The sequence below is a fragment of the Glycomyces sp. MUSA5-2 genome (genome assembly GCF_037034145.1).
Taxonomy (GTDB): domain Bacteria; phylum Actinomycetota; class Actinomycetes; order Mycobacteriales; family Micromonosporaceae; genus Glycomyces; species Glycomyces artemisiae.
Window position 1 is genome coordinate 174,876 of record NZ_JBAGKG010000007.1, and the last position, 19,562, is coordinate 194,437.

Here is a 19,562-nt window from a genome sequence, read left to right on the forward strand (position 1 = left end):
CGCGGCAGCGCCGCGGGCCCCTCACTTCGCCTCCGCATAACTGTCGACGACCTTCGGCCGGAGCGGTATCCGCACCGGCACGTCCCCGAACAGCGTCCGCGTGGCCTGCTCGGCGCACCGCTCGATCGCCGCCGACACCGCCGCCGCGTGCTCGGCGGGGCAGTGGACCATCACCTCGTCGTGCAGGAAGAACACCAGTTCGCCGAGGCCCTGCTCGTGGAGTTCGCGCCGCAGCAGCGCGAGCAGCACCAGCGCCCATTCCGCGGCCGTGCCCTGCACGATGAAGTTCCGCGTGAACCGGCCCCGCGACGCCGACGACTTCACGCCGTCCTCGGAGTTGAGCTGCCGCCACCACCGCTCCGAGGGCGCCGGGACGGTCCGGCCCAGCCAGGTGCGCACGAGCCCGCCCTTCTCGCCCGTGCGCGCCGCCGACTCGACCCGCTCGAACGCGGCCGGGAACCGGTCCCGCATGAGCTGCACGAGCTGGCGCGCGTCGCCCGCCGTCCCCCCGTACATCGCCGAGATCAGCGCGATCTTCGCCTTCCCGCGCTCGCCGCCGAGGCGCGGCGCGAGCTCCGTGTACAGGTCGTCGGCGGCTGTGGCCGCGATCATCGCCCTGTCGCCGCTGATCGCGGCCAGCAGCCGCGGCTCCAGCTGCGCCGCGTCCGCGGCAACGAGCTTCCAGCCGGGGTCGGGGCGGATCGCCTCGCGCACCGAGTGGGGGAGTTGCAGCGCCCCGCCGCCGTCGGTGCCCCACCGGCCGGTGTCGGCGCCGCCGACGATGTACACCGGCCGGAACCGGCTCGCCGTGCGCCCGGTCTCCCGGTCCACCGCGTCGTGCACCCACGCGTCGGCCCAGTTCCACCCGAACGCGCCCCACACGCGGGCGTGCTCGCGGTACGCCTTCAGCGCCTCCACGGCCGGGTGGTCGACCGAGTGCAGCTCCCACGCGTGCGTGGTCTTCACGTCGACGCCCGCCGCGTGGAACGCCGCGAGCACCTGCTTCGTGGAGTCCGGGTTCAACTGGTGCCCGAACGCCTCGGTGACCTTGTCGGCGAGCGCCTGGAGCTTGCGCGGCCGCAGGCCCTTCGACGGGCGCGGGCCCAGCAGGTCCCGCAGCAGCCGGTCGTGGACCTCCCGGTCGAACGGCACGCCCGTGCGCCCCATCTCGGCCGCGACCAGCGCCCCCGCGGACTCGGCCGCCAGCAGCGTCCCGAGCCCCGGGATCGCGGCGTTCGCGGTGCGCCGCCGCTGGTCCAGCCACGCCGCCTGGAGCCGCGTCAGCTCCGCGGGGCCGTCCACGGGCTCGGGCTCGCGTTCGAACAGCGTCCCGGCGTCGGGGTCGGACGCGACCACGTGCGCGGGCGGGTCGTGCGCCTCCACCCGCGAGAGGATGCGCTCGGCGAGCCGCAGGTCGCGGGCCCGGTCGAGCCGCGCGCCCGCCTCCATCAGCGCCGGGTAGTCCCGCGCCACGTCGGCGACGACCCACCGCAGCGGGCCCGCCGCCTCGGCCTCGCGGACGGCCGCGGCGAGGTCCCTGTGGTACGCGGGGTCGCCGCCGGGCAGGGCCATCGTCCAGCCCTCTCCGGCCCTCCCGGGCACCAGTGCGACCTCCACGCCCCAAGTGGACCACGCACCACCGACATCCGGGCCGCGCCGCCGTCGATTCCAGACATATTCACCGCGCCTATGGGTATCCGGACCGCATGGCACTCATACTCTGGATCCTCGCGGTCCTCCTCGTCGTCTACGGCATCTACATGATCTTCCGAGGTCAGGTACTCCTCGGGATCGTGGTGATCATCGTCGGGCTCCTCGTCGGGCCCGGCGGCGTGAGCGTCTTCACCTAGCTCACGCCGACTCGCGGACCACCAGCTCCGTCGGCAGGATCGTCATCGGCTCGACGTCGTGGCCTTCCAGGAGCCGCAGCATTGTCCGCGCCATGGTGCGCCCGATCCGCGCGATCGGCTGGCGCACCGTCGTCAGCGGCGGGTCCGAATAGGTCGCCAGGGCGATGTCGTCGAAGCCGACCACGGCGACGTCGTCCGGCACCCGCCTCCCGGCCTCGCGCAGCGCCTGGAGCGCCCCGTGCGCCATCAGGTCCGAGGCCACGAACACCGCGTCCAGGTCCGGCTCGTCGGCCAGGAGCTGGCGCATCGCGGCCTGCCCGGACTCGGCGGTGAAGTCGCCGACGGCGACGATCGCCCGCCGGTCTGCGGCCGCGAGCGCCGCCCGGTACCCGTCGAGCCGGGCCCGGCCCGCGACCATGTCCAGCGGGCCCGCGATCGTCGCGATCCGCCTGCGCCCCTGGGCGATCAGGTAGTCCACGGCCGCCCGCACGCCGCCGAGGTGGTCGACGTCGATGCACGGCGCGTCCAGCTGCGGCAGCCCGTTGCACACCACCGGTACGCCGCGGCGCATCATCAGCTCCGGCAGCAGGTCCGCGTCGTGGAGCGACGCGAACATGACGCCGTCGACGTGCCCGCCGACGGCGTACCGCTCGGCGCGCTTGCGGGCCTCCGCGGACCCGGTCGTCATGAGCACCAGGAGCTTCCCGGCCGCGTCGAGCTCGGTGGCGACGCCGCGGATGACGCTGGGGAAGAACTGGTCGTCGGAGAACACGCGGTTCGGCGACTCGGGGAGGATGAGCGCGACCGAGTCGGTCCGGTGCGTCACGAGGGACCGGGCGGCGGCGTGGGGCACGTACCCGAGCTCGTCGGCCGCGGCCTCCACGGCCCGCCGCAGGTCCTCGTTCACCGTGGTCTGGCCGTTCACCACGCGGGAGACCGTCGCGCGCGACACGCCCGCCCGCTCGGCGACCTCCTCCAGCGTCGGCCGCCCCTGGCGGGGCCCCCGCACCGGCCCCGCATCCGCACGCGCCATCGCGTCCTCCGTCCCGTTCAGCCTTTGACCGCGCCCTGCATGATCCCGCTGATCATGTACTTGCCCAAGAGCGCGAACACCGCCAGCAGAGGAAGCGTAGCCAGCATCGTCCCGGTGAGCACGAGCGACTGGTCGGTGACGTACCCGCCCGAGAGCGTGGACAGCGCCACCTGGACCGTCTGGTGCTCGGGGCTGGAGAGCACGATGAGCGGCCAGAAGTAGTCGTTCCACGCGGTCAGGAACGTGAGCACCCCGAGGACGACGGCCGCGGGCCGGGCCGCGGGCATGACGATCTGCCAGAAGATCCGGAACGTCGAGGCCCCGTCGATGCGCGCCGACTCGATGAGCGAGCCGGGCAGCGCGCCCCGCAGGTACTGGGTCATGAAGAACACCCCGAACGCGCTGACCAGGCCCGGCGCGATCACCGCCCACAGCGTGTCGGTCCACTCCAGCTCCACCATGAGCATGAACAGCGGGATGACGCCGAGCTGCACGGGCACCATCATGGTCGCCACGACCGACACCAGGAGCACCTTGGCGCCCTTGAACTCCAGCTTCGCGAATGCGAAGCCCGCGAGTGTCGAGAAGAACACCACCGACGCGGTGACGCTGCCGCTCACCAGGACCGAGTTGAGCAGCGCCGTCCCGAACGGGACGGTGTCGAACACGCGCTGCACGTTCTCGACGAGGTTCGCGCCCGGCAGCACCGGCGGCGGGACCGTGGCGAGCGCGGAGTTGTCGCGCGAAGCCACCACGAAGCTGTAGTACAGCGGGAACCCGGAGAAGAACAGGACGGCGACGAGCGTGAGGTACGCGAGGCGGCCGGGCTGCTCGCGCAGGGCGCGCAGGCGGGCCCGGGCCCGGCGGTCGGGCCGGCCCGGCAAGGCTGTGCGGCCCGGCCGCCGGGAGTTCGCGGGCGGTGCGGCGACGGTGTCGAGGTCGGCGGCGGTCACGAGGCGCTCCTGATGCGGCGGATGAACAGGTAGTTGAGGAGGGCGACGAGGACGATCACGGCGAACATCGTCCAGGCGACGGCCGAGGCGTACCCGAACTCGAAGCCGCGGTTGAAGCCGTGCTCGTACAGGTACAGCGTGAGGGTCTGGAACTGGCGGGAGGCGCCGCCGGTGACGCCGTTCTGCCCGCCGCCGCCGAACAGCTGCGGCTCGGCGAAGATCTGGAGCCCGTAGATCGTCGAGACGATCACCGTGAACACGATGGTCGGGCGGATCATCGGGACGGTGACGTGGAACAGCTGCTGCATCCGCGAGGCGCCGTCGAGGTGCGCGGCCTCGTAGACCTCGCGCGGCACGGCCTGCATGGCGGCGAGGTAGATGAGCGCGTTGTACCCGGTCCACTTCCACGCCACCATGACCGCGATGGCGACGTGCGAGGACGCGGTCCCGGCCTGCCAGTCGATCCGGCCGGCGCCGAGCGCTTCGAGGACCCAGTTGACGAGCCCGAAGTCGCGGCCGAACAGCTGGCTGAAGATGACGGCGACGGCGACCACGGACGCGACGTTCGGCAGGAGCATCCCCATGCGCCAGAACGTCTGCGCGCGCAGCCGCAGGGTGAGCACGTGCGCGAGCAGGAGCGCGGCGAGCAGCTGCGGGACGGTGGCGAGCACGAGGATCGAGAGGGTGTTGCCGAGGGCGTTCCAGAAGTACGGGTCGGTCAGGAGCGCCTCGTAGTTCCCGAAGCCCACGAACACGTGCTCGTCCGACAGGAGGCTCCACTCGTGGGTGGACACCCACGCGGTGAACGCCAGCGGGAACAGCCCGAACGCGGCGAACAGCACGAAGAACGGGGCGATGTACAGGTACGGGGAGGCTTTGAGGTCGAGGCGGTAGCGCAGCAGGCCCTTCGTGCCGCTGCGCGCGCCGGACCCCTTGGCGGCGATGGTCATCGGGTGGCTTTCCACTCAAGGGGCGGCGGGCCGCACGGCCCGCCGCCCCGCTCTGGGGCTGGAACGATTCGGCTAGAACGATTCGAGGTCCGAGAGCACCTGGCTCCACGCGTCCTCGGGGGACTGGCTGCCGTCCTCGATGCGGCCCAGGCCCTGGCCGATCGTGGCGAGCACGTCGCCTTGGAGCGGGCCCTGGTACTGGGGCTGCACGGCCGTGGCGGCGGCGGTGAAGATCTCGCCGACGGGCGCGTCGTTGAAGTACGCCTTGCTCAGGCCGGTGAGCGCCGGGTCCTCGTACAGCTCAGGGGTGGACGGGAAGTTCCCGGTCGCCTCGAACACCTTGAGCTGCTGCTCGGGCGCGGTGAGCCACTCGATGAACTCGTACGCCTCCTCCGGGTGCTCGCCCTGCGCGGGCAGCACGAGGTGCGAGCCGCCCATGTTCCCGGCCCCGCCGGGCACGGTCGCGATGTCCCACAGGCCGGCCGCGTCGGGCGCGTTCGTCTCGATGTAGGAGGTCATCCACGCGGGGCAGATGATCGTCGCGAACGTGCCCTCGTTGAACCCGGCGTTCCACTCCGGGGTCCACGCGGTCAGCCGGTTCGACATGTCGGCCTCGATGGCCTCGACGGTGAGGTCCCACGCGGCGCCGATCGCCGGGTTGGACTCGACGATCAAGTTGTCCTCGCGGTCGTACACGCCCTCGTCGGCCTGCTCGACCATGGCGCGGAACATGTTCCCGGAGGACTCGAACCAGTACCCGCCGGTGTCGGCGGTGTACTGCTCGCCCACCGCCACGTAGTCCTCCCAGGACCCGGCCCACAGGGCCGAGACCTCGTCGCGCTCGACGGGGAGCCCGGCGGCCTCGAACAGGTCGCGGCGGTAGCACATCGCCATGCCGCCGACGTCGGTGCCGAGCCCGATGAGGGACTCGCCGTCGGCCGAGAGGGCCTGCTGCCACTTCCAGTCGAGCCACTGGCCTTCGAGCTCGTCGGCGCCGAGGTCGAGGAGGTTGTGGAAGCGGTCGGGCTCGGCGGTGTACTGCGAGATGTAGCCGACCTCCACGGCCTCGATGTCGGCCGCCCCCGAGCCGGTCGCGAGGTGCGTGGTCAGGTTCGTGTGGTGGTCGGCGAATTCGGAGATGCGCTCCTCGAACTCGATGTCGGGGTGGAGCTTCGAGTACTCCTCGTAGAGGGGGCCGAAGCCGAAGTCGCCGAACAGGCCCACGCTCAGGGTGATCTTGCCGTCGTCGTCCCCGCCCGAGCAGGCGGCGAGGCCCGCCGCGGTGACGAGGGCCGCGGCGACGGCGATCGCGCGGGTCGGTCTGGTTGTCATCACTGGTTCTCCGTTGTGTCGTCGGATGAGGGGTGCGCGGGCGGACGGGCGCCCGCCCGCGCGGCCGGCGCCTCTCAGTGCCGGAAGTAGAACTGGTCCACGGACACGAAGTCCTGGGACTGGCCGGAGGTGAAGGTCAGGTACACGTCGTGCGTGCCCGTCACGGACGCGACGTTGCCGGGGACGTCCCGCCAGGAGGTCCACCCGCCGGTGTTCGCGACGGCGAACGACCCGATCGGCGCGGCCGTGCGCGAGTCGATCCGCACCTCGACGAGCCCGCTCACCCCGCCCGCGGCCCCGGATGCGACGCGGGCGACGAAGTCGAGCGGGCTCGACGACCCGAAGACCACGTCGTCGTAGCGCACCCAGTCGCCGTTGCCGAGCGGGCCGATCGCCCCGCCGGAGACCGGCAGGCCCGTCGAGGACCCGTCGAAGGAGGTCGCCTCCACCGAGGCGTAGGCGTCGCGGGTCCCGCCGCCCCCGCCGGGGGTGGTGGTCGGCTCGCCCGTGGGCTCGCCGGAGCCGCCCGCGGTGTAGACGCGCACGTAGTCCACGAGCATCGAGGCGCCCGGCTGCGTTGCGGCCGTGGGCGTCGCGAATCCGGCGACCCCGTCGGGGAACGCCCCGCCCATCGCCAGGTTCAGCAGCACGAAGTACCCGGCGTGGTTCGTCATCTGGGTCCAGGTGTCCGCCGGGAGCGCGCTCTCGTTGACCGTGTGGAACAGCTGCCCGTCGGCGTACCAGCGCAGCTGGCCCGAGGCGCCCGAGTCGTCCCACTCGAACCGGTAGGTGTGGAAGCCGTTGTGGCAGGACCCGCCGCACTGGGTGGTCGCGCCGAGGCCGTTGAACTCGTTGCAGGGGCCGCCGGGGGCGACGCCGCAGTGGAGCACGCCGTGGGCATTGGCCTGCCCGTTGACGTTCTCCATGATGTCGAACTCGCCGATGCCCGGCCAGTTCCAGTAGTTCCCGCGGAACGGCGAGCCCAGGGCCCAGAACGCGGGCCAGTACCCGAGCGCGGCGTCGCCGCTGACCTGGGGGAGCTGGAGGCGGCCCTCGATGGCGAGGGTCCCGCCCGAGGGCGCCTTGAAGTCGGAGCGGACGGTCTCGATGCGCGCGGAGGTCCACGCGCCCGCGCCGTCGCGCAGGGCCGTGATCTTGAGGTTCCCGCTGCCGTCCATCGAGACGTTCGCGGGGTTGTCCGTGTGGGCGGCGATCTCGCCGGTGCCCCAGTTCGCGGGGCCGCCGGGATAGGAGTGGCCGAGGTCGAACTGCCAGTTCTGGGTCGAGGGCAGCTGCCCGGCCGACCCGTTGAACTCGTCGGCCCACACCAGGTCCCAGGTCTGGGCGGCGCCGACGTCGGTCTGCGCGTTCGCGTTGACGATGGCGAGGCCGACGCTCGCGAGGAGCGCCGCACCTGCGGTGACGGCGCCGATCGCGCGGGCCAGGCGCCGCCGGTTTCTCGTGGGTACATGGGTCTGAACGTCTGCCATGAAGGCTCCTCTGCCGGGGTGGAGAGACCGCTCTCTGCATGATGACCATGGAAATGGCGATCTTGAGAGAGCGCTCTCTCACGTGGTCCAGAAACCCATTCGTACCGAACGGATAGGAACATGTCAATGGGTCGTGGCCGAAACGTTACCCGGATCGGCCCCGCCGGCCGATGTAAGCCCTTGCAGCCCAGGAGGTTACCGATCAACCAGCGCCGCGGGACCCGTCCTCGCCCTCGATCTGCGGCGGACGCCCCGCCTCCTCGGCCCGGCGCCGCAGCTCGCCCATGCGCGCCTGCCGCTCCACCCGGAGCCGCTCCAGCCGCTCCGCGCGCTCGCGGCGCTCCTGCGGCGACTCGGTCCCGCCGAGCATCCGCTTCTCCAGCCACTCCACGTGCTCGGCGTGCGCGGCCGCGTTGATCGCCCGCACGTCCTGGTAGGCGCCCCGCAGCGACTCCATCCGCTTGAGCGCGTCGTGGCACTGCGCGATGAGGATCTCGATGTCGGCGTGCTCGGCGTCGTCGGCGCCCTCCCGGCGCGCCTCCAGCCAGGCGATCCCCTCCCTGAGGCGCTCGCGCGCCTTCAGGTTGTGCATCGTCAGCTCCTCCACCAGCCGGTCCGTGGTCTCAAGGAGGCCCAGGTGCGGGTCGAAGCGGTCGTCGGTGCCCATGGGGCCGTCCTTCCACGAGGAGGTGCCTCTTCCTCCTCTACCATATGCCCGCCGCTAGGATCATCCTTCACCGCGCGTCCGTTTCACCCCGAAGACGAGGTCCTGTGGCACCGTTCGAGTCCGTCATCGACACCCTCACCCAGACCCAGACCGCCCCGCCGGTCTGGGTCGCGATCGCGTGCCTCGCAGCGGCCGCGGCCGCCGTCCTCTACGCGCCGGTCTGGCGCTGGAGCCGCGGCCTGGTCACCATCGCCCACGAGGGCGGGCACGCCCTCATGGCGGTCCTCATGCGACGGCGCCTCACCGGCATCCGCCTCCATGCCGACACCTCCGGCCTCACCTTCTCCCGCGGCAAGCCCACCGGCTTCGGCGCCGCCATGACCCTCTTCGCCGGGTACACCGCCCCCGCGCTCCTCGGCCTCGGCGCGGCGGCCCTCGTCGGCCAGGGCCGGATCGTCCTGCTCCTGTGGATCACCCTGGTGCTCCTGGCCGTCATGCTCGTGTTCATCCGCAACTGGTACGGCGCGCTGGCGCTCATCGTCGTCGGCGCCGGCGTGTTCGCCGCGACCTGGTACGGGAACGCCATAGTGCAGACCGTCGCCGCCTATGTAGGCGTGTGGCTGCTCCTCTTCGGCGCCGTCAAGCCGGTCCTGGAGCTGGGCACGCGCCGCCGCGGCGGCCGCGGCTCGGGCCAGTCGGACGCCGACCAGCTCGCGGGGATCACCCCGTTCCCGGCCGCGTTCTGGATCTTCCTGTTCACCCTCGCCACGGTCGCCGCGGCGTTCGGCGGCACCTGGATGCTCCTGCCGATCGGCGAATGGCTCGCTTAAGCGCCGCGCAGGCGCCGGTTCGTCCAGGCGGTCGGCTCTGCGGCCGCCGGGTCCTCGGGCCACGGGTGCTTCGGGTAGCGGCCGCGCATCTCGCCGCGGACCTGCGCGTACGGTCCCGCCCAGAACGACGCCAGGTCGGAGGTCACCGCGAGGGGACGCCCGGCCGGGTCGAGCAGGTGCGCCTGCACCTGGACGCCAGCGATCCGCGGGATCTCCTTGGCGCCGAAGAACAGCTGGAGCTTCATCTTGAGGACCGGCGTGCCGCTCGTGTAGTCGACGGCGGCCTCGGAGCCGTTGGCGAGGCGCAGCCGGACCGGCGCGGTCCGGTCGAGGTCCTCGGACCATGGCACGAGGTTCCGCAGCGCGGCCGCGGTGTCGATCCGCTCCAGGTCGCGGCGGCGCCGCGCCCGGTCCCACCACGGTTCGAGCCAGTCGGTGCCCGCGAGCAGGGCCGCGTCGGACACGTCGGGCCACGGGTCGCCGATCTCCTTGCGGCAGAACACCATCCGCTCCCTCATCCACCGCGCCCCTTCGGACCACTGGAGCAGCCTGAGCCCTTCGCGCCGCAGCCCTTCGAGGAGCGCGGCGCGCACCAGCGCCGGGTCGGGGTCCCGCACCGGTTCCGAGGCGTCCTCGATGGCGCCGACCATGCGGACCGACCGCGCGGCCACGTCCCGCCGTTCGGGGTCCCACTCGACCCGTTCCACCAGTTCCTCGCCGACGAGTTCACGGGCCAGGCCGCCGTCGATCGGGACGGCCGCGCGGATCACCGCGGCGGCGCGGCCGGGGGAGCGGTCGGCGTCGGCGATGGCGAGCCATTCGCTGCCGGTGAGCGAGGAGCCCTCGGCGGCGACGGCGCCGGTGCCTCCGGCGGTGAGCCACTGGCCGCCGCTGCGCTTGGCGACCCGCTCGGGGAACGCGAGGGCGACCACCGTGGCCGCCGCCTCGTCGTCGCCCACGTGCCGGTCGATGTTCGGGACGGCGCGGGCGAGGCGCTTCACCTCCTGCTCCCACTGCCGGTCCCGGCCGCTGCGCAGCTGCCGCCACTGCGCGAGGAGGTCGTCCCCCTTGCCCCGCTTGTCGAGTCCGAGGAGCGCGGCCACTTCGGCGGCCTTCGCGGAGCCGACGCGGGCGGCGCCGTCGACGAGCGCCCGCGCGAGCCGCGGGTGCAGGCCGGCCTTGGCGAGGACCCGCCCGCGATCGGTCGCGTTACCTTCGCTGTCGATGGCCCCCAAGGCGGTCAATGTGGCCTCGGCGGCCTCGACCGCCCCCGCCGGGGGCTTGCCCGGCAGCGCGAGGTCGTCCACCGCGGTGCCCCAGCACGCGGCCTGGAGCCGGAACGCGGTGAGGTCCGCAGCGGCCACGTCAGGGACGGGCTGGGCGGCGCGGCGCAGGTGCTCGGCCTCGCCCCAGGCCCGCCACACGGCGCCGGGTCCTTCGCGCCCGGCGCGGCCCGCGCGCTGGTCGGCGGCGGCGCGCGAGGCGGGCGCCGTGGTCAGTCCGGGGAGGCCGCGGGCGTGGTCGACGACGGGGCGGCGCACCAGCCCGGCGTCGACGACGATCCGCACGCCGGGGACCGTGAGGCTCGACTCGGCGATGTCGGTGGCGAGGACGACGCGGCGGCGGTCGCCCGCGCGCATGGCCCGGTCCTGCTCCGCGGGCGGCACCGAGCCGTGCAATTGATGTATATCGGCATCGAGGTGACCGAGTCGCTCCGCGACGCGGCGGATCTCGGCGGCGCCGGGGAGGAACACGAGGGCGTCGCCGTCGTCGGCGGCGAGGGCCCGGTCCACGAGGTGCGCGACGTGGGCGAGGAACCGCGGGTCGACGCGCATACCGTCCGGGGGCTTCAGGCGCTCGCGCGGGGGCTCCCAGTGCATGGCGACGGGGTGGCGCATGGGCTCGGAGGCGACGGCGGGCGCGGGGCCGGCGTCCCCGGCGAGGAGGCCGGTCCACAGGTCCACGTCGGCGGTCGCGGAGGCGGCGACGAGGCCGAGGTCGGGGCGCAGGACCTGGCGGGACTCGATGAGGAACGCGCAGGCGGTGTCGGTTTCGAGGTGCCGCTCATGGCATTCGTCGAGGACGACGAGGTCGGTCCCGGGCAGCTCGGGGTCGGCGAGGAGCCGGTTGAGCAGGACCCCGGTGGTCACGACCTCGACGCGGGTCTTCGCGGACCGGCGCGTCTCGCCGCGGATCTGGAACCCGACGCGTTCGCCGGTCCGCTCGCCGAGGAGCGACGCCATCCGCGCGGCCGCGGCGCGGGTCGCGAGCCGCCTGGGCTCGGCGACGAGCACGCGCCGCGGCGGCCCGTCCCCGATGAGCCCGGCGAGCGCGAGCGGCGCGAGCGTGGTCTTCCCGGTCCCGGGCGGCGCGGCGAGCACCGCGGTCCCGGTGCGCGCCACGGCATCGAGCAGCGCGGGCAGCGACGCCCGGATGGGCAGGTCGGGCAGGACGGGCGGTTGCGGCATGCCGCCCATTCTCGCCGAGCCCTTCGCGGCGGCGGGCCGCGGTCGGGAGGTGTGTGCGGCGCAATGTGAACGGAGGTTCTGGATAAATCGGGCATCCGAAGCTGCCCCCGGTTCAACGGTGCCACGAGGGTGCGACGTTCGGGCCGAGCATGGCGCGGCGCCGAATGTGAACGGAGGTTCCCGGGCAAACCGGGCGCGCGGAGGTGCCCCCGGTTCAACGGTGCCAGGGGGGTGCGACAACGGCCGCGACCTGCGAGGCAGGTCGCGGCCGTTGCGGTGGTCGGGGCTCAGCCCAGGTTGCCGTCGGGGCAGGAGTCGTCGTTGGCGACGTAGGCGAGCACGATCGGGGTGTCGTAGGTGATGTCCTCGCCGCTCTCGGGCTCCTGGTAGAGGACTTCGCAGGTGTCGTGGCCGGAGCTCTCGGGGGCGGTCGGCTCGGCCGAGGCGTTCGGGAAGCCGTCGCTCGCGAGCTGGTCGAGGGCCTCGTTGACGTCCCAGCCGCGGAAGTCGTCGAGCTCGACGGTGTCGGGCTCCTCCTCCGTGGACTCCTCCTCCTCGGTCGACTGCTCCTCTTCCTGGTCCTCGTCGTTGTTGCCTGAATTGTCCTCTTCTTCGGCGGTGGTCTCCTCGGGGGAGTCCTCCTCCGAGGCCTCCGCCGTGGTGGTCGTGTTCTCCGCGGCGCCTGCCGGGTCGTCCTGGTCGCCCTTCCAAGGGGCCCAGAGGAGGACGGCGATGAGGATCACGGCCAGGCCCGCGGTGACGATGAGGATCGGGCCGGTCGGGTTGCGCTTGGCCTGCTCCATGTCGCGCGGGGGCGGCAGGGGCCGCTCGGGGGCGCCGCCGGTGCGGTACTGGCCGGTGCCCGCGCCGGGGCCGTAGTCGTCCTGGAACGACTGCTGCTGCATGGGGCTGGTGTGCGCGGCGACGACGCCGGCGCCCATGGCCGCGCCGCCCGCGGCCGGGGTCATCACGCGGGTGGACTGGGCGGGCGGCGGGGGCGGGGGAGAGGCGAGGATAGCGGTGGTGCCGCCGCCCGTGCCTCCGGCGCGGCACACGCGGGCCAGTTCGGCCGCGGACGCGAAGCGCTGGCGCGGGTCCTTCGCGAGGCAGCGCATGATGATGTTCGCGACCGGCGGCGGGACGTCGGGAGGCAGCGGCGCGGGCGTGCCGGTCAGGTGCCCGGCGATGGCCGCGGTCGGCTCGTTCCCGGCGAACGGGGGCCGCCCGGCCAGGGCCTCGTAGCCGACGATGCCGAGCGAGTACAGGTCGGTCGCGCCGGTGAGCTGCGCGCCCTGGAGCTGTTCGGGGGAGGCGTACGCGAGGGTGCCCATGACGGTGCCGGTCTCGGTGAGCCCGGCGCCGCCCTTCGCGGCGGCGATGCCGAAGTCGACGATCTTCACCGACCCGTCGGTGTCGACCAGGAGGTTGCCGGGCTTGATGTCGCGGTGGATGATGTGGGCCTGGTGCGCGACGTCGAGGGCCTCGGCCGCGGAGGCCATGATCTTCAGGGTCTCATTGGGGGACAGGCGCCTGCGCTCGCGCAGGACGTTGTCGAGGGCCTTCCCGCGCACGAGCTCCATGATGAGGTACGACACGAGCCCCTCGGGGGCGTGCTCCTCGCCGTAGTCGTAGAGCGCGACGATCCCGGGCGACTGGAGCTGGGCGACGGCCTGGGCCTCCTGGTGGAAGCGGGCCCGGAAGCGGTCGTTGCCCGACAGTCCGGAGTGGAGCAGTTTGACGGCGACGACGCGGTTGAGCCGGGTGTCGGTGCCGCGCCACACCTCGCCCATGCCGCCCGCGGCGAGGCGTTGCTCTAGGCGGTAACGGCCAGCGATCAGGTTCCCGGGTTCCACCCTCGGCCTCTTTCGTTCATCGGGAGCAGGGCACGAAGGTGAGCTTAGTCGTGCGCCGCCTCCCCGCCCGCACGCGGCCGGGGGCGCCTGAACGGAGGATGGATCCCGTTGGCGCCGAAGACGAACGGTCCTCCTACGCCTGGTCCTCCGCGGGCTCCAGGGTCAGGCTGATCGAGTTGATGCAGAAGCGGGCGTCGTCGGGGTTGTCCCAGCCCTCGCCGTAGAACACGTGCCCCAGGTGGGAGTCGCAGTTCGCGCAGCGCACCTCGGTGCGGCGCATGCCGAGCGTGTTGTCCTCCAGGAGCTTCACCTTGTCGCCCGCGAGCGGGGTCCAGAACGAGGGCCAGCCGCAGCGGGAGTCGAACTTCGTCTCGGAGGCGAACAGCTCGGAGCCGCACGCCCGGCACCGGTACACGCCGCGGCGCTTCTCGTCGACGTACTCGCCGGTCCACGGCGCCTCGGTGCCGCCCTGGCGCAGCACCTTGTACTCCTCGCGGGTCAGCTTCTCGCGCCACTGCGCGTCGTCCTCACGTCCCATGCGACCCAAGTCTAGGCCGTGGAATCCGTGTCGGCCCGGGACGCGCGACACCCGGAGCCCGAGCCCGCGCCGCCGCCCGGCGGGGCCGCTAGGATCGGGCCCATGCGGTACCTCCTTGGCGACTACACCACTGAAGGCGGCCCGGGCCTCGTCGCGGCCGGGCCCGACGGGCTCGGCGAGCCGGCGATGGTGGTGAACCCCTCGTGGGTCCACGTCGGCCCCGAAGCGGTCTACACCCTCACCGAGACCGAGCCCGGTTTCGCCGGGGCCTGGCGCATCGGCGACGACTTCGCGCTCGACCGCGCCGGGCAGGGCCGCTCCACCGGCGGCAACAACCCCTGCCACGCCACGGTCGACCCGTCGGGGCGCTGGCTCCTGGTCGCCAACTACGGCGCCGGGGACGGCTCGGGCGCCTCGGTCGCGGTCCTGCCGATCGGCGAGGACGGCACGCTCGGCGAGGCCGCCGACGAGTTCCGCCTCTCCGGGACCGGCCCGCACCCCGACCGCCAGACCGGCCCGCACGCGCACCAGGTGGTGTGCCACGACTCGCGCGTCCTCGTCGTCGACCTCGGCTCGGACCGCATCCACGCGCTCGACCTCGGCGAGGACGGGAAGCTCACCCCCGCCGCGACCACGCAGCTCGAACCCGGCTTCGGCCCGCGGCACCTCGCGTTCGTCGGCGACCGCGCCGTCATCGCCGGGGAGCTCGCGAACGCGTTCGCCGTCGGCTCCTGGGACCCGCGCGCCGCGACGTTCTCCTTCGGCCCGGCCGTGCCGCTCCCCAGCGGCGAGGCCGTCGACTACGCGGCCATGCCGGACATCGGCCTCGACGAGGCCGCCCCCGAGGCGCTCCCGGCGGCCGTCGTCCCCGACCCCGAGCGCGGGCTCGTCTACATCACCGTGCGCGGCCCCGACCAGCTCGCCGTCGTCGACCCGGCCGCGAGCGCGCTGGTGCGCTCGGTCCCGGTCGGCGGTGCCTGGCCGCGGGACGCGGTCCTCACCGCGGACGGGACGCTGCTCGTGGCGTGCCAGCACAGCGGCACCGTCACGCGGGTGGACCCGACCGGCGAGAAGCCCCCGGTGACCGAGTGGTCCGTGCCCGGCGTCACTTGCGTGGCCCCCCTCTCCTGAAATCTGCATGATCTGCAAAATTTCACGTCGGGAATCTTGTAAACACTGAGCACCCCGGTTAGGGTTACCCCATGACCGCACCGACCGGGCTCCGCGAACGCAAGAAGGCCGCCACCAAGGCGGCCCTCTCCGCGGCGACCTTCCGGCTCGCGATCGCGAAGAACGGCATCGGGAACGTCACGGCCGACGAGATCGCCGCGGACGCCGGCGTCTCGACCCGCACCTTCCACAACTACTTCCCCTCCAAGGAAGCCGCGCTCCTCCACGACTTCCAGGAGACCACCAGCGCGCTCCTCGCCGACCTGCGCGAGCGCGTGAAGGCCCAGCCGGTCTGGGACGCGATCCGCGACTCGGCCATCGCCATGCACTTCGACGAGAAGTTCGACGTCGAGATGATGCGCTGCCGCGAGCAGCTCATCCACGAGTCGCCCTCGCTCATCAAGGAGCAGTCGGGCCAGTTCATGGCCCTGTTCAAGGAGGCGATCGGGATCGTCGCCGACGCGACCGGCACCTCCGTCGACGACCTGTACCCCCGCCTCGTGCTCGGCAGCGCCCTGGTCTGCATCAAGACCACGACCGAGCACTGGCTGGCCGACCCTGAGGGCCGGACCCTCCCCGAGGCCATCGCCGAGGGCTTCGCCGTCCTCGAACGCGGCATCACCCGGCCGCCCGTCCAAGGGAACTGACACCGCCCGCGGACCCCAGAGCACAACTGAAGACAGGCAACACCAGGAAACCCGCCGCCGACGACGCCGTCGGCGAACACCACCCGACCGGTCCCGCCGCCACACACCCAACCTCGTTGGCGGGGCCGGCCAATCATCCGATTGGAGCACCCGACCGTGGCCACCTTCCTCTACCGTCTCGGCAGAGGGTCCTATCGACTGCGCTGGCTCGCCCTCGCCGTCTGGGTCCTCGTCGTAGCCGGCGTCGGCGCCGCAGCCGCCACCCTTCAGCAGGAGACGAACCCCGAGTTCGTGCTCCCCGGCACCGAGTCGCAGGAGGCGTTCGACCTCCTCGAAGAGCGCTTCCCCGAGATGGACGCCGACGGCGGGTCCGCGCAGATCGTCATCCAGTCCGAGGACGGGCAGGCCCTCACCGCGGAGGCGAACGCGGCGGCCATCGCCGACCTCGCCGCCGTCATGGAGGACTCCCCGCAGGTCGCGTCCGTGACCAGCCCCCTCGCCACCGGCCCCGACGGGACCCCGATCGGGATGCTCTCGGCCGAGGACCAGACCATCGGCGTCATGCAGGTGACCTACGCCGAGCCCTCCATGGAGCTCGACGAGGACACCGTGACCTACCTTGAGGACGCGGTCGCCGACGCCGAGGACCAGGGCATCCGCGTGGAAGTGGGCGGCGACGTCCTCCAGGCGATGCCCGAGACCAGCGCCACCGAGCTCATCGGCATCGGCGTGGCCCTCATCGTCCTGGTCATCACGTTCGGCGCGCTCCTGGCCGCCGGGCTCCCGATCATCACCGCGGTCCTGGGCGTCATGCTCACCACCGCGGGCATCCTCGCCGCGACGTCGTTCATGAACGTCAGCGAGTCCACCGGCACGCTCGCGTCGATGATCGGCCTCGCCGTGGGCATCGACTACGCGCTGTTCATCCTCTCGCGCTACCGCGGCGAACTCGCCAAGGACGGCCGCGTCGAGGACAAGCGGGCCCGCGCCGAGGCCATGGGCCGCGCCGTCGGCACCGCCGGGTCGGCCGTGTTCTTCGCGGGCCTCACCGTGATCATCGCGCTCCTGGGCCTGTCGGTCGTGAACATCCCGTTCCTCACCGAGATGGCCGTGGCCGCCGCGGTCACCGTCCTCATCGCCGTGGTCATCGCCGTGACCCTGCTGCCCGCGTTCGCCGGGTTCGCCGGGAAGCGGATCTTCACCAAGCGCCAGCGGCGCCGCATCGCCGAGGGCGTGCACGGCTCGAAGCCGAACGGCGGCAAGCGCTGGGCCGGGTTCATCACCCGCCACCCGGTCCTGGTGGCCCTGGTCGGCATCGTGGGCCTCGGCGCGCTCGCCTACCCGGCGACCGACCTGGAGCTGGGCCTGCCCGACGCGGGCTCCTCCTCGGAGGACACCACGCAGCGGCAGGCGTACGACCTCATCAGCGAGGGCTTCGGCGCGGGCTTCAACGGCCAGCTCATGATCGTGGGCGACCTCGACGACGGGGTCGACGCGGCCACCGCCGCCGCCGACGTCACCGCGGAGCTGAACGAGATCGACGGCATCGCGATGGTCGGCCAGGCCGTCCCCAACCAGGCCGGCGACACGCTCCTGGTCACCGTGATCCCCGAGACCGCGCCCGCGGACGAGGCCACGAACCAGCTCGTGCACGACATCCGCGGCGTCCTCGCCGACGACGCGGACGCGGACTGGTCGGTGACCGGCGCGACCGCGCTGAACATCGACATCTCCGACAACCTGAACGACGCGCTGCTGCCGTACATGCTCATCGTCGTGGGCCTGGCCGCGCTGATCCTGCTGCTGGTGTTCCGCTCGCTGCTGGTGCCGGTGCTGGCGACGCTCGGGTTCATGCTCAGCGTGTTCGCGGCCCTGGGCGCGCTCGTCGCGGTCTTCCAGTGGGGCTGGGGCGCGGAGCTGTTCAACGTGGACCAGCCGGGCCCGATCATGTCGATGATGCCGATCCTCATGATCGGCCTCGTGTTCGGCCTCGCCATGGACTACCAGATCTTCCTGGTCACGCGCGTCCGCGAGGCGTACGTGCACGGCGCGAGCCCCAAGGAGGCCATCGTGGAGGGCTACGGGCACTCCTCGCGGGTCGTCGTGGCGGCGGCGCTCATCATGATCTCGGTGTTCGCGGCGTTCATCTTCAGCGCCGAGTCGCTCATCGCCTCGATGGGCTTCGCGCTGGCCGCGGCGGTCGTGTTCGACGCGTTCGTGGTCCGCATGGCGATCATCCCGGCGGTCATGGCCCTGGTGGGCCGCGGCGCCTGGTGGCTCCCGAAGTGGCTGGACCGGATCCTGCCGAACGTGGACGTCGAGGGGGAGCGGCTCCAGCAGCGGCTCGCCTCCGACGCGCCCGATGACGAGCGCGAGCTCGTCGGAGCGTCCAAGTAGCCGAAGCCCGGAGGGGACTCGGGCCGACCCCCGGCCCGGGTCCCCGCGGGTGTCGGTGAACGGGGGACCCCATGACGGTCTTCTTCTTGGCGCTGCTGATCCTCATCGGCATGATCACCGCGGACTTCTTCGCACCCGTGCTCCCGAGCGCGACGCTGGTGACGGCGGCGGCGGGGCTCGTGTTCGGGAACCCGTGGCTGATCGGCGTGCTCCTGGTGGGCGCGGCGTCCTCGTCGTGGTTCGGCGAGTTCATGGGCTACAAGGTGTTCCGCGCGGTGCGGGCCGGGCTGCGGCGGCGCCCGCCCCGGTTCGTCGCGCGCCTCGCGGAGCGCTCCGTGATGGGAGCGGTGCTGAAGCTGGAGAAGCTGCTCCAGGGCAGCGTGGCGAAGCACCCCTACCGCACGACGATCATCGCGCGCTTCCTCCCGGCGGGGCGCACGACGCTCGCGTGGATCGCGGCGGGCGCGGGCGGGGCGCCGTACGGGCGCATGGCCGCGCTCGGCGGCGTCCTGTGGGCGGTGTACACCGTCAGCCTGGGCCTGCTCATCGCGTGGATCGCCGGCCCTGGCCTCCAGTCGCTGCTGGGGTCGGTCCTCACCGTGCTCGCGGTCGGCCTCATCCTCGGCTGGGTCGCCAGGCACTGGCAGCAGTCCCACGCGGACGAGGCCGAACCCGAAGCGCCGCTTGCGATCGAGGCGGCCCCGGCGGCAGAGCCCGGGACGGTCGCGTTCACCGCGGAGGCCGAGCCGGGGGAGTGCCCTCCGGCGAAGGCCGCGTGACGCGTGAGCCCTGCGGGCCGGTCCTGACGGACGGGCCCGCAGTGTGCTCTGTGGAGTGTGGCCGGCCAACAATACTGTTGGCCGGCCAACGATTGATACGCTCCCCGGATGGAACCCGTCCGCACCCCCGCCGGGACGCCCGGCGCCGACGCGCGCGGCGACGAGCAGCGCGCCGGGCGGATCGGCCACGCCCTCTTCCGCGTCTCCCGCGCCCACCGCGCCACCGCGGGCCGCCTCCTGCGCGAGATCGGCCTCTACCCCGGCCAGGAGGTCATGCTCGGCCGCCTCGCCGACCACGGCGACACCCGCCAGTCCCGCCTCGTCCTCGAACTCGGCATCGACCCCTCCACCGTCACCAAGATGCTCCAGCGCCTCGAACGCACCGGCCTCGTCGAGCGCCGCCCCGACCCCGCCGACCGGCGCGTCTCCGTCGTCGCCATCACCGCCAAGGGCCGCGACCTCCTCGACCGCATCGAGGACTGCTGGCGGCGCCTCGACGAGATCACCTGCGCCGGATTCGACGACGCCGACCGCGACCGCCTCGCCGCCGTCCTCGCCCGCCTCGAACACAACCTCGGCGCCTGCCAGGAGGACTGACACCGGGG

17 protein-coding genes are annotated in these 19,562 nt (G+C 72.8%); 7 read left to right on the top strand and 10 right to left on the bottom strand.

Going from position 1 to position 19,562, the window contains the following annotated elements; all coding sequences use genetic code 11:
• Nucleotides 1-21 precede the first annotated feature (21 nt).
• The gene (locus WA640_RS21815; protein ID WP_335990501.1) at nt 22-1,617 is read right to left on the bottom strand and encodes a bifunctional 3'-5' exonuclease/DNA polymerase; all 1,596 of its coding nucleotides are present in this window, start codon (nt 1,615-1,617) and stop codon (nt 22-24) included.
• Between the two features lie 89 nt (nt 1,618-1,706).
• Here WA640_RS21815 and WA640_RS21820 point away from each other — a divergent pair, with 89 nt between their 5' ends.
• Nucleotides 1,707-1,850 carry a GPGG-motif small membrane protein gene (locus WA640_RS21820; protein ID WP_176953224.1) on the top strand — a complete coding sequence of 48 codons (144 nt, stop codon included), beginning with the start codon at nt 1,707-1,709 and terminating at the stop codon, nt 1,848-1,850.
• Between the two features lies 1 nt (nt 1,851).
• On the opposite strand, the gene WA640_RS21825 is transcribed toward WA640_RS21820, so the two are convergent.
• The 6 genes from WA640_RS21825 to WA640_RS21850 form a co-directional block, all read right to left on the bottom strand.
• The gene (locus WA640_RS21825) at nt 1,852-2,883 is read right to left on the bottom strand and encodes a LacI family DNA-binding transcriptional regulator (protein WP_106366009.1); all 1,032 of its coding nucleotides are present in this window, start codon (nt 2,881-2,883) and stop codon (nt 1,852-1,854) included.
• Nucleotides 2,884-2,900: 17 nt separating this feature from the next.
• Nucleotides 2,901-3,836: a carbohydrate ABC transporter permease gene (locus WA640_RS21830; protein WP_245889064.1), complete on the bottom strand. Its 936-nt coding sequence runs from the start codon at nt 3,834-3,836 to the stop codon at nt 2,901-2,903.
• A complete protein-coding gene (locus WA640_RS21835; protein ID WP_335990503.1) occupies nt 3,833-4,786 on the bottom strand; it encodes a carbohydrate ABC transporter permease in 954 nt (317 codons plus the stop codon). The genes WA640_RS21830 and WA640_RS21835 overlap by 4 nt, the downstream gene beginning before the upstream one ends.
• Nucleotides 4,787-4,858: 72 nt before the next feature.
• Complete coding sequence (locus WA640_RS21840) at nt 4,859-6,118, bottom strand: ABC transporter substrate-binding protein (RefSeq protein ID WP_335990504.1); 1,260 nt, start codon at nt 6,116-6,118, stop codon at nt 4,859-4,861.
• 74 nt (nt 6,119-6,192) lie between these two features.
• Nucleotides 6,193-7,608: a glycoside hydrolase family 16 protein gene (locus WA640_RS21845; protein ID WP_335990506.1), complete on the bottom strand. Its 1,416-nt coding sequence runs from the start codon at nt 7,606-7,608 to the stop codon at nt 6,193-6,195.
• Between the two features lie 202 nt (nt 7,609-7,810).
• Nucleotides 7,811-8,275, bottom strand: a complete 465-nt coding sequence (locus WA640_RS21850; protein WP_335990507.1) for a hypothetical protein — start codon at nt 8,273-8,275, stop codon at nt 7,811-7,813.
• Nucleotides 8,276-8,379: 104 nt separating this feature from the next.
• Here WA640_RS21850 and WA640_RS21855 point away from each other — a divergent pair, with 104 nt between their 5' ends.
• A complete protein-coding gene (locus WA640_RS21855) occupies nt 8,380-9,105 on the top strand; it encodes a M50 family metallopeptidase (RefSeq protein WP_335990508.1) in 726 nt (241 codons plus the stop codon).
• Here WA640_RS21855 and hrpB read toward each other — a convergent pair.
• From hrpB to msrB, 3 genes are all read right to left on the bottom strand, one after another.
• A complete protein-coding gene (gene hrpB / locus WA640_RS21860; RefSeq protein ID WP_335990510.1) occupies nt 9,102-11,573 on the bottom strand; it encodes an ATP-dependent helicase HrpB in 2,472 nt (823 codons plus the stop codon). The genes WA640_RS21855 and hrpB overlap by 4 nt on opposite strands.
• A gap of 287 nt (nt 11,574-11,860) precedes the next feature.
• The gene (locus WA640_RS21865; protein WP_335990512.1) at nt 11,861-13,426 is read right to left on the bottom strand and encodes a serine/threonine protein kinase; all 1,566 of its coding nucleotides are present in this window, start codon (nt 13,424-13,426) and stop codon (nt 11,861-11,863) included.
• 133 nt (nt 13,427-13,559) lie between these two features.
• Nucleotides 13,560-13,964, bottom strand: coding sequence for a peptide-methionine (R)-S-oxide reductase MsrB (msrB, locus tag WA640_RS21870; RefSeq protein WP_106365497.1), 405 nt, complete (start codon nt 13,962-13,964; stop codon nt 13,560-13,562).
• A gap of 102 nt (nt 13,965-14,066) precedes the next feature.
• Here msrB and WA640_RS21875 point away from each other — a divergent pair, with 102 nt between their 5' ends.
• The 5 genes from WA640_RS21875 to WA640_RS21895 all read left to right on the top strand — a co-directional run bounded on the left by WA640_RS21875 (nt 14,067) and on the right by WA640_RS21895 (nt 19,554).
• Nucleotides 14,067-15,095, top strand: coding sequence for a lactonase family protein (locus WA640_RS21875; protein WP_335990514.1), 1,029 nt, complete (start codon nt 14,067-14,069; stop codon nt 15,093-15,095).
• A gap of 71 nt (nt 15,096-15,166) precedes the next feature.
• Entirely contained in the window at nt 15,167-15,781 is a 615-nt protein-coding gene (locus WA640_RS21880) for an acyl-CoA-like ligand-binding transcription factor (RefSeq protein WP_335990517.1), read from the top strand.
• Nucleotides 15,782-15,937: 156 nt separating this feature from the next.
• Nucleotides 15,938-18,178, top strand: coding sequence for an MMPL family transporter (locus WA640_RS21885; RefSeq protein WP_335990519.1), 2,241 nt, complete (start codon nt 15,938-15,940; stop codon nt 18,176-18,178).
• A gap of 71 nt (nt 18,179-18,249) precedes the next feature.
• Nucleotides 18,250-18,957, top strand: coding sequence for a DedA family protein (locus tag WA640_RS21890; protein ID WP_335990521.1), 708 nt, complete (start codon nt 18,250-18,252; stop codon nt 18,955-18,957).
• 108 nt (nt 18,958-19,065) lie between these two features.
• Entirely contained in the window at nt 19,066-19,554 is a 489-nt protein-coding gene (locus WA640_RS21895; RefSeq protein WP_335990522.1) for a MarR family winged helix-turn-helix transcriptional regulator, read from the top strand.
• Nucleotides 19,555-19,562: the final 8 nt, after the last annotated feature.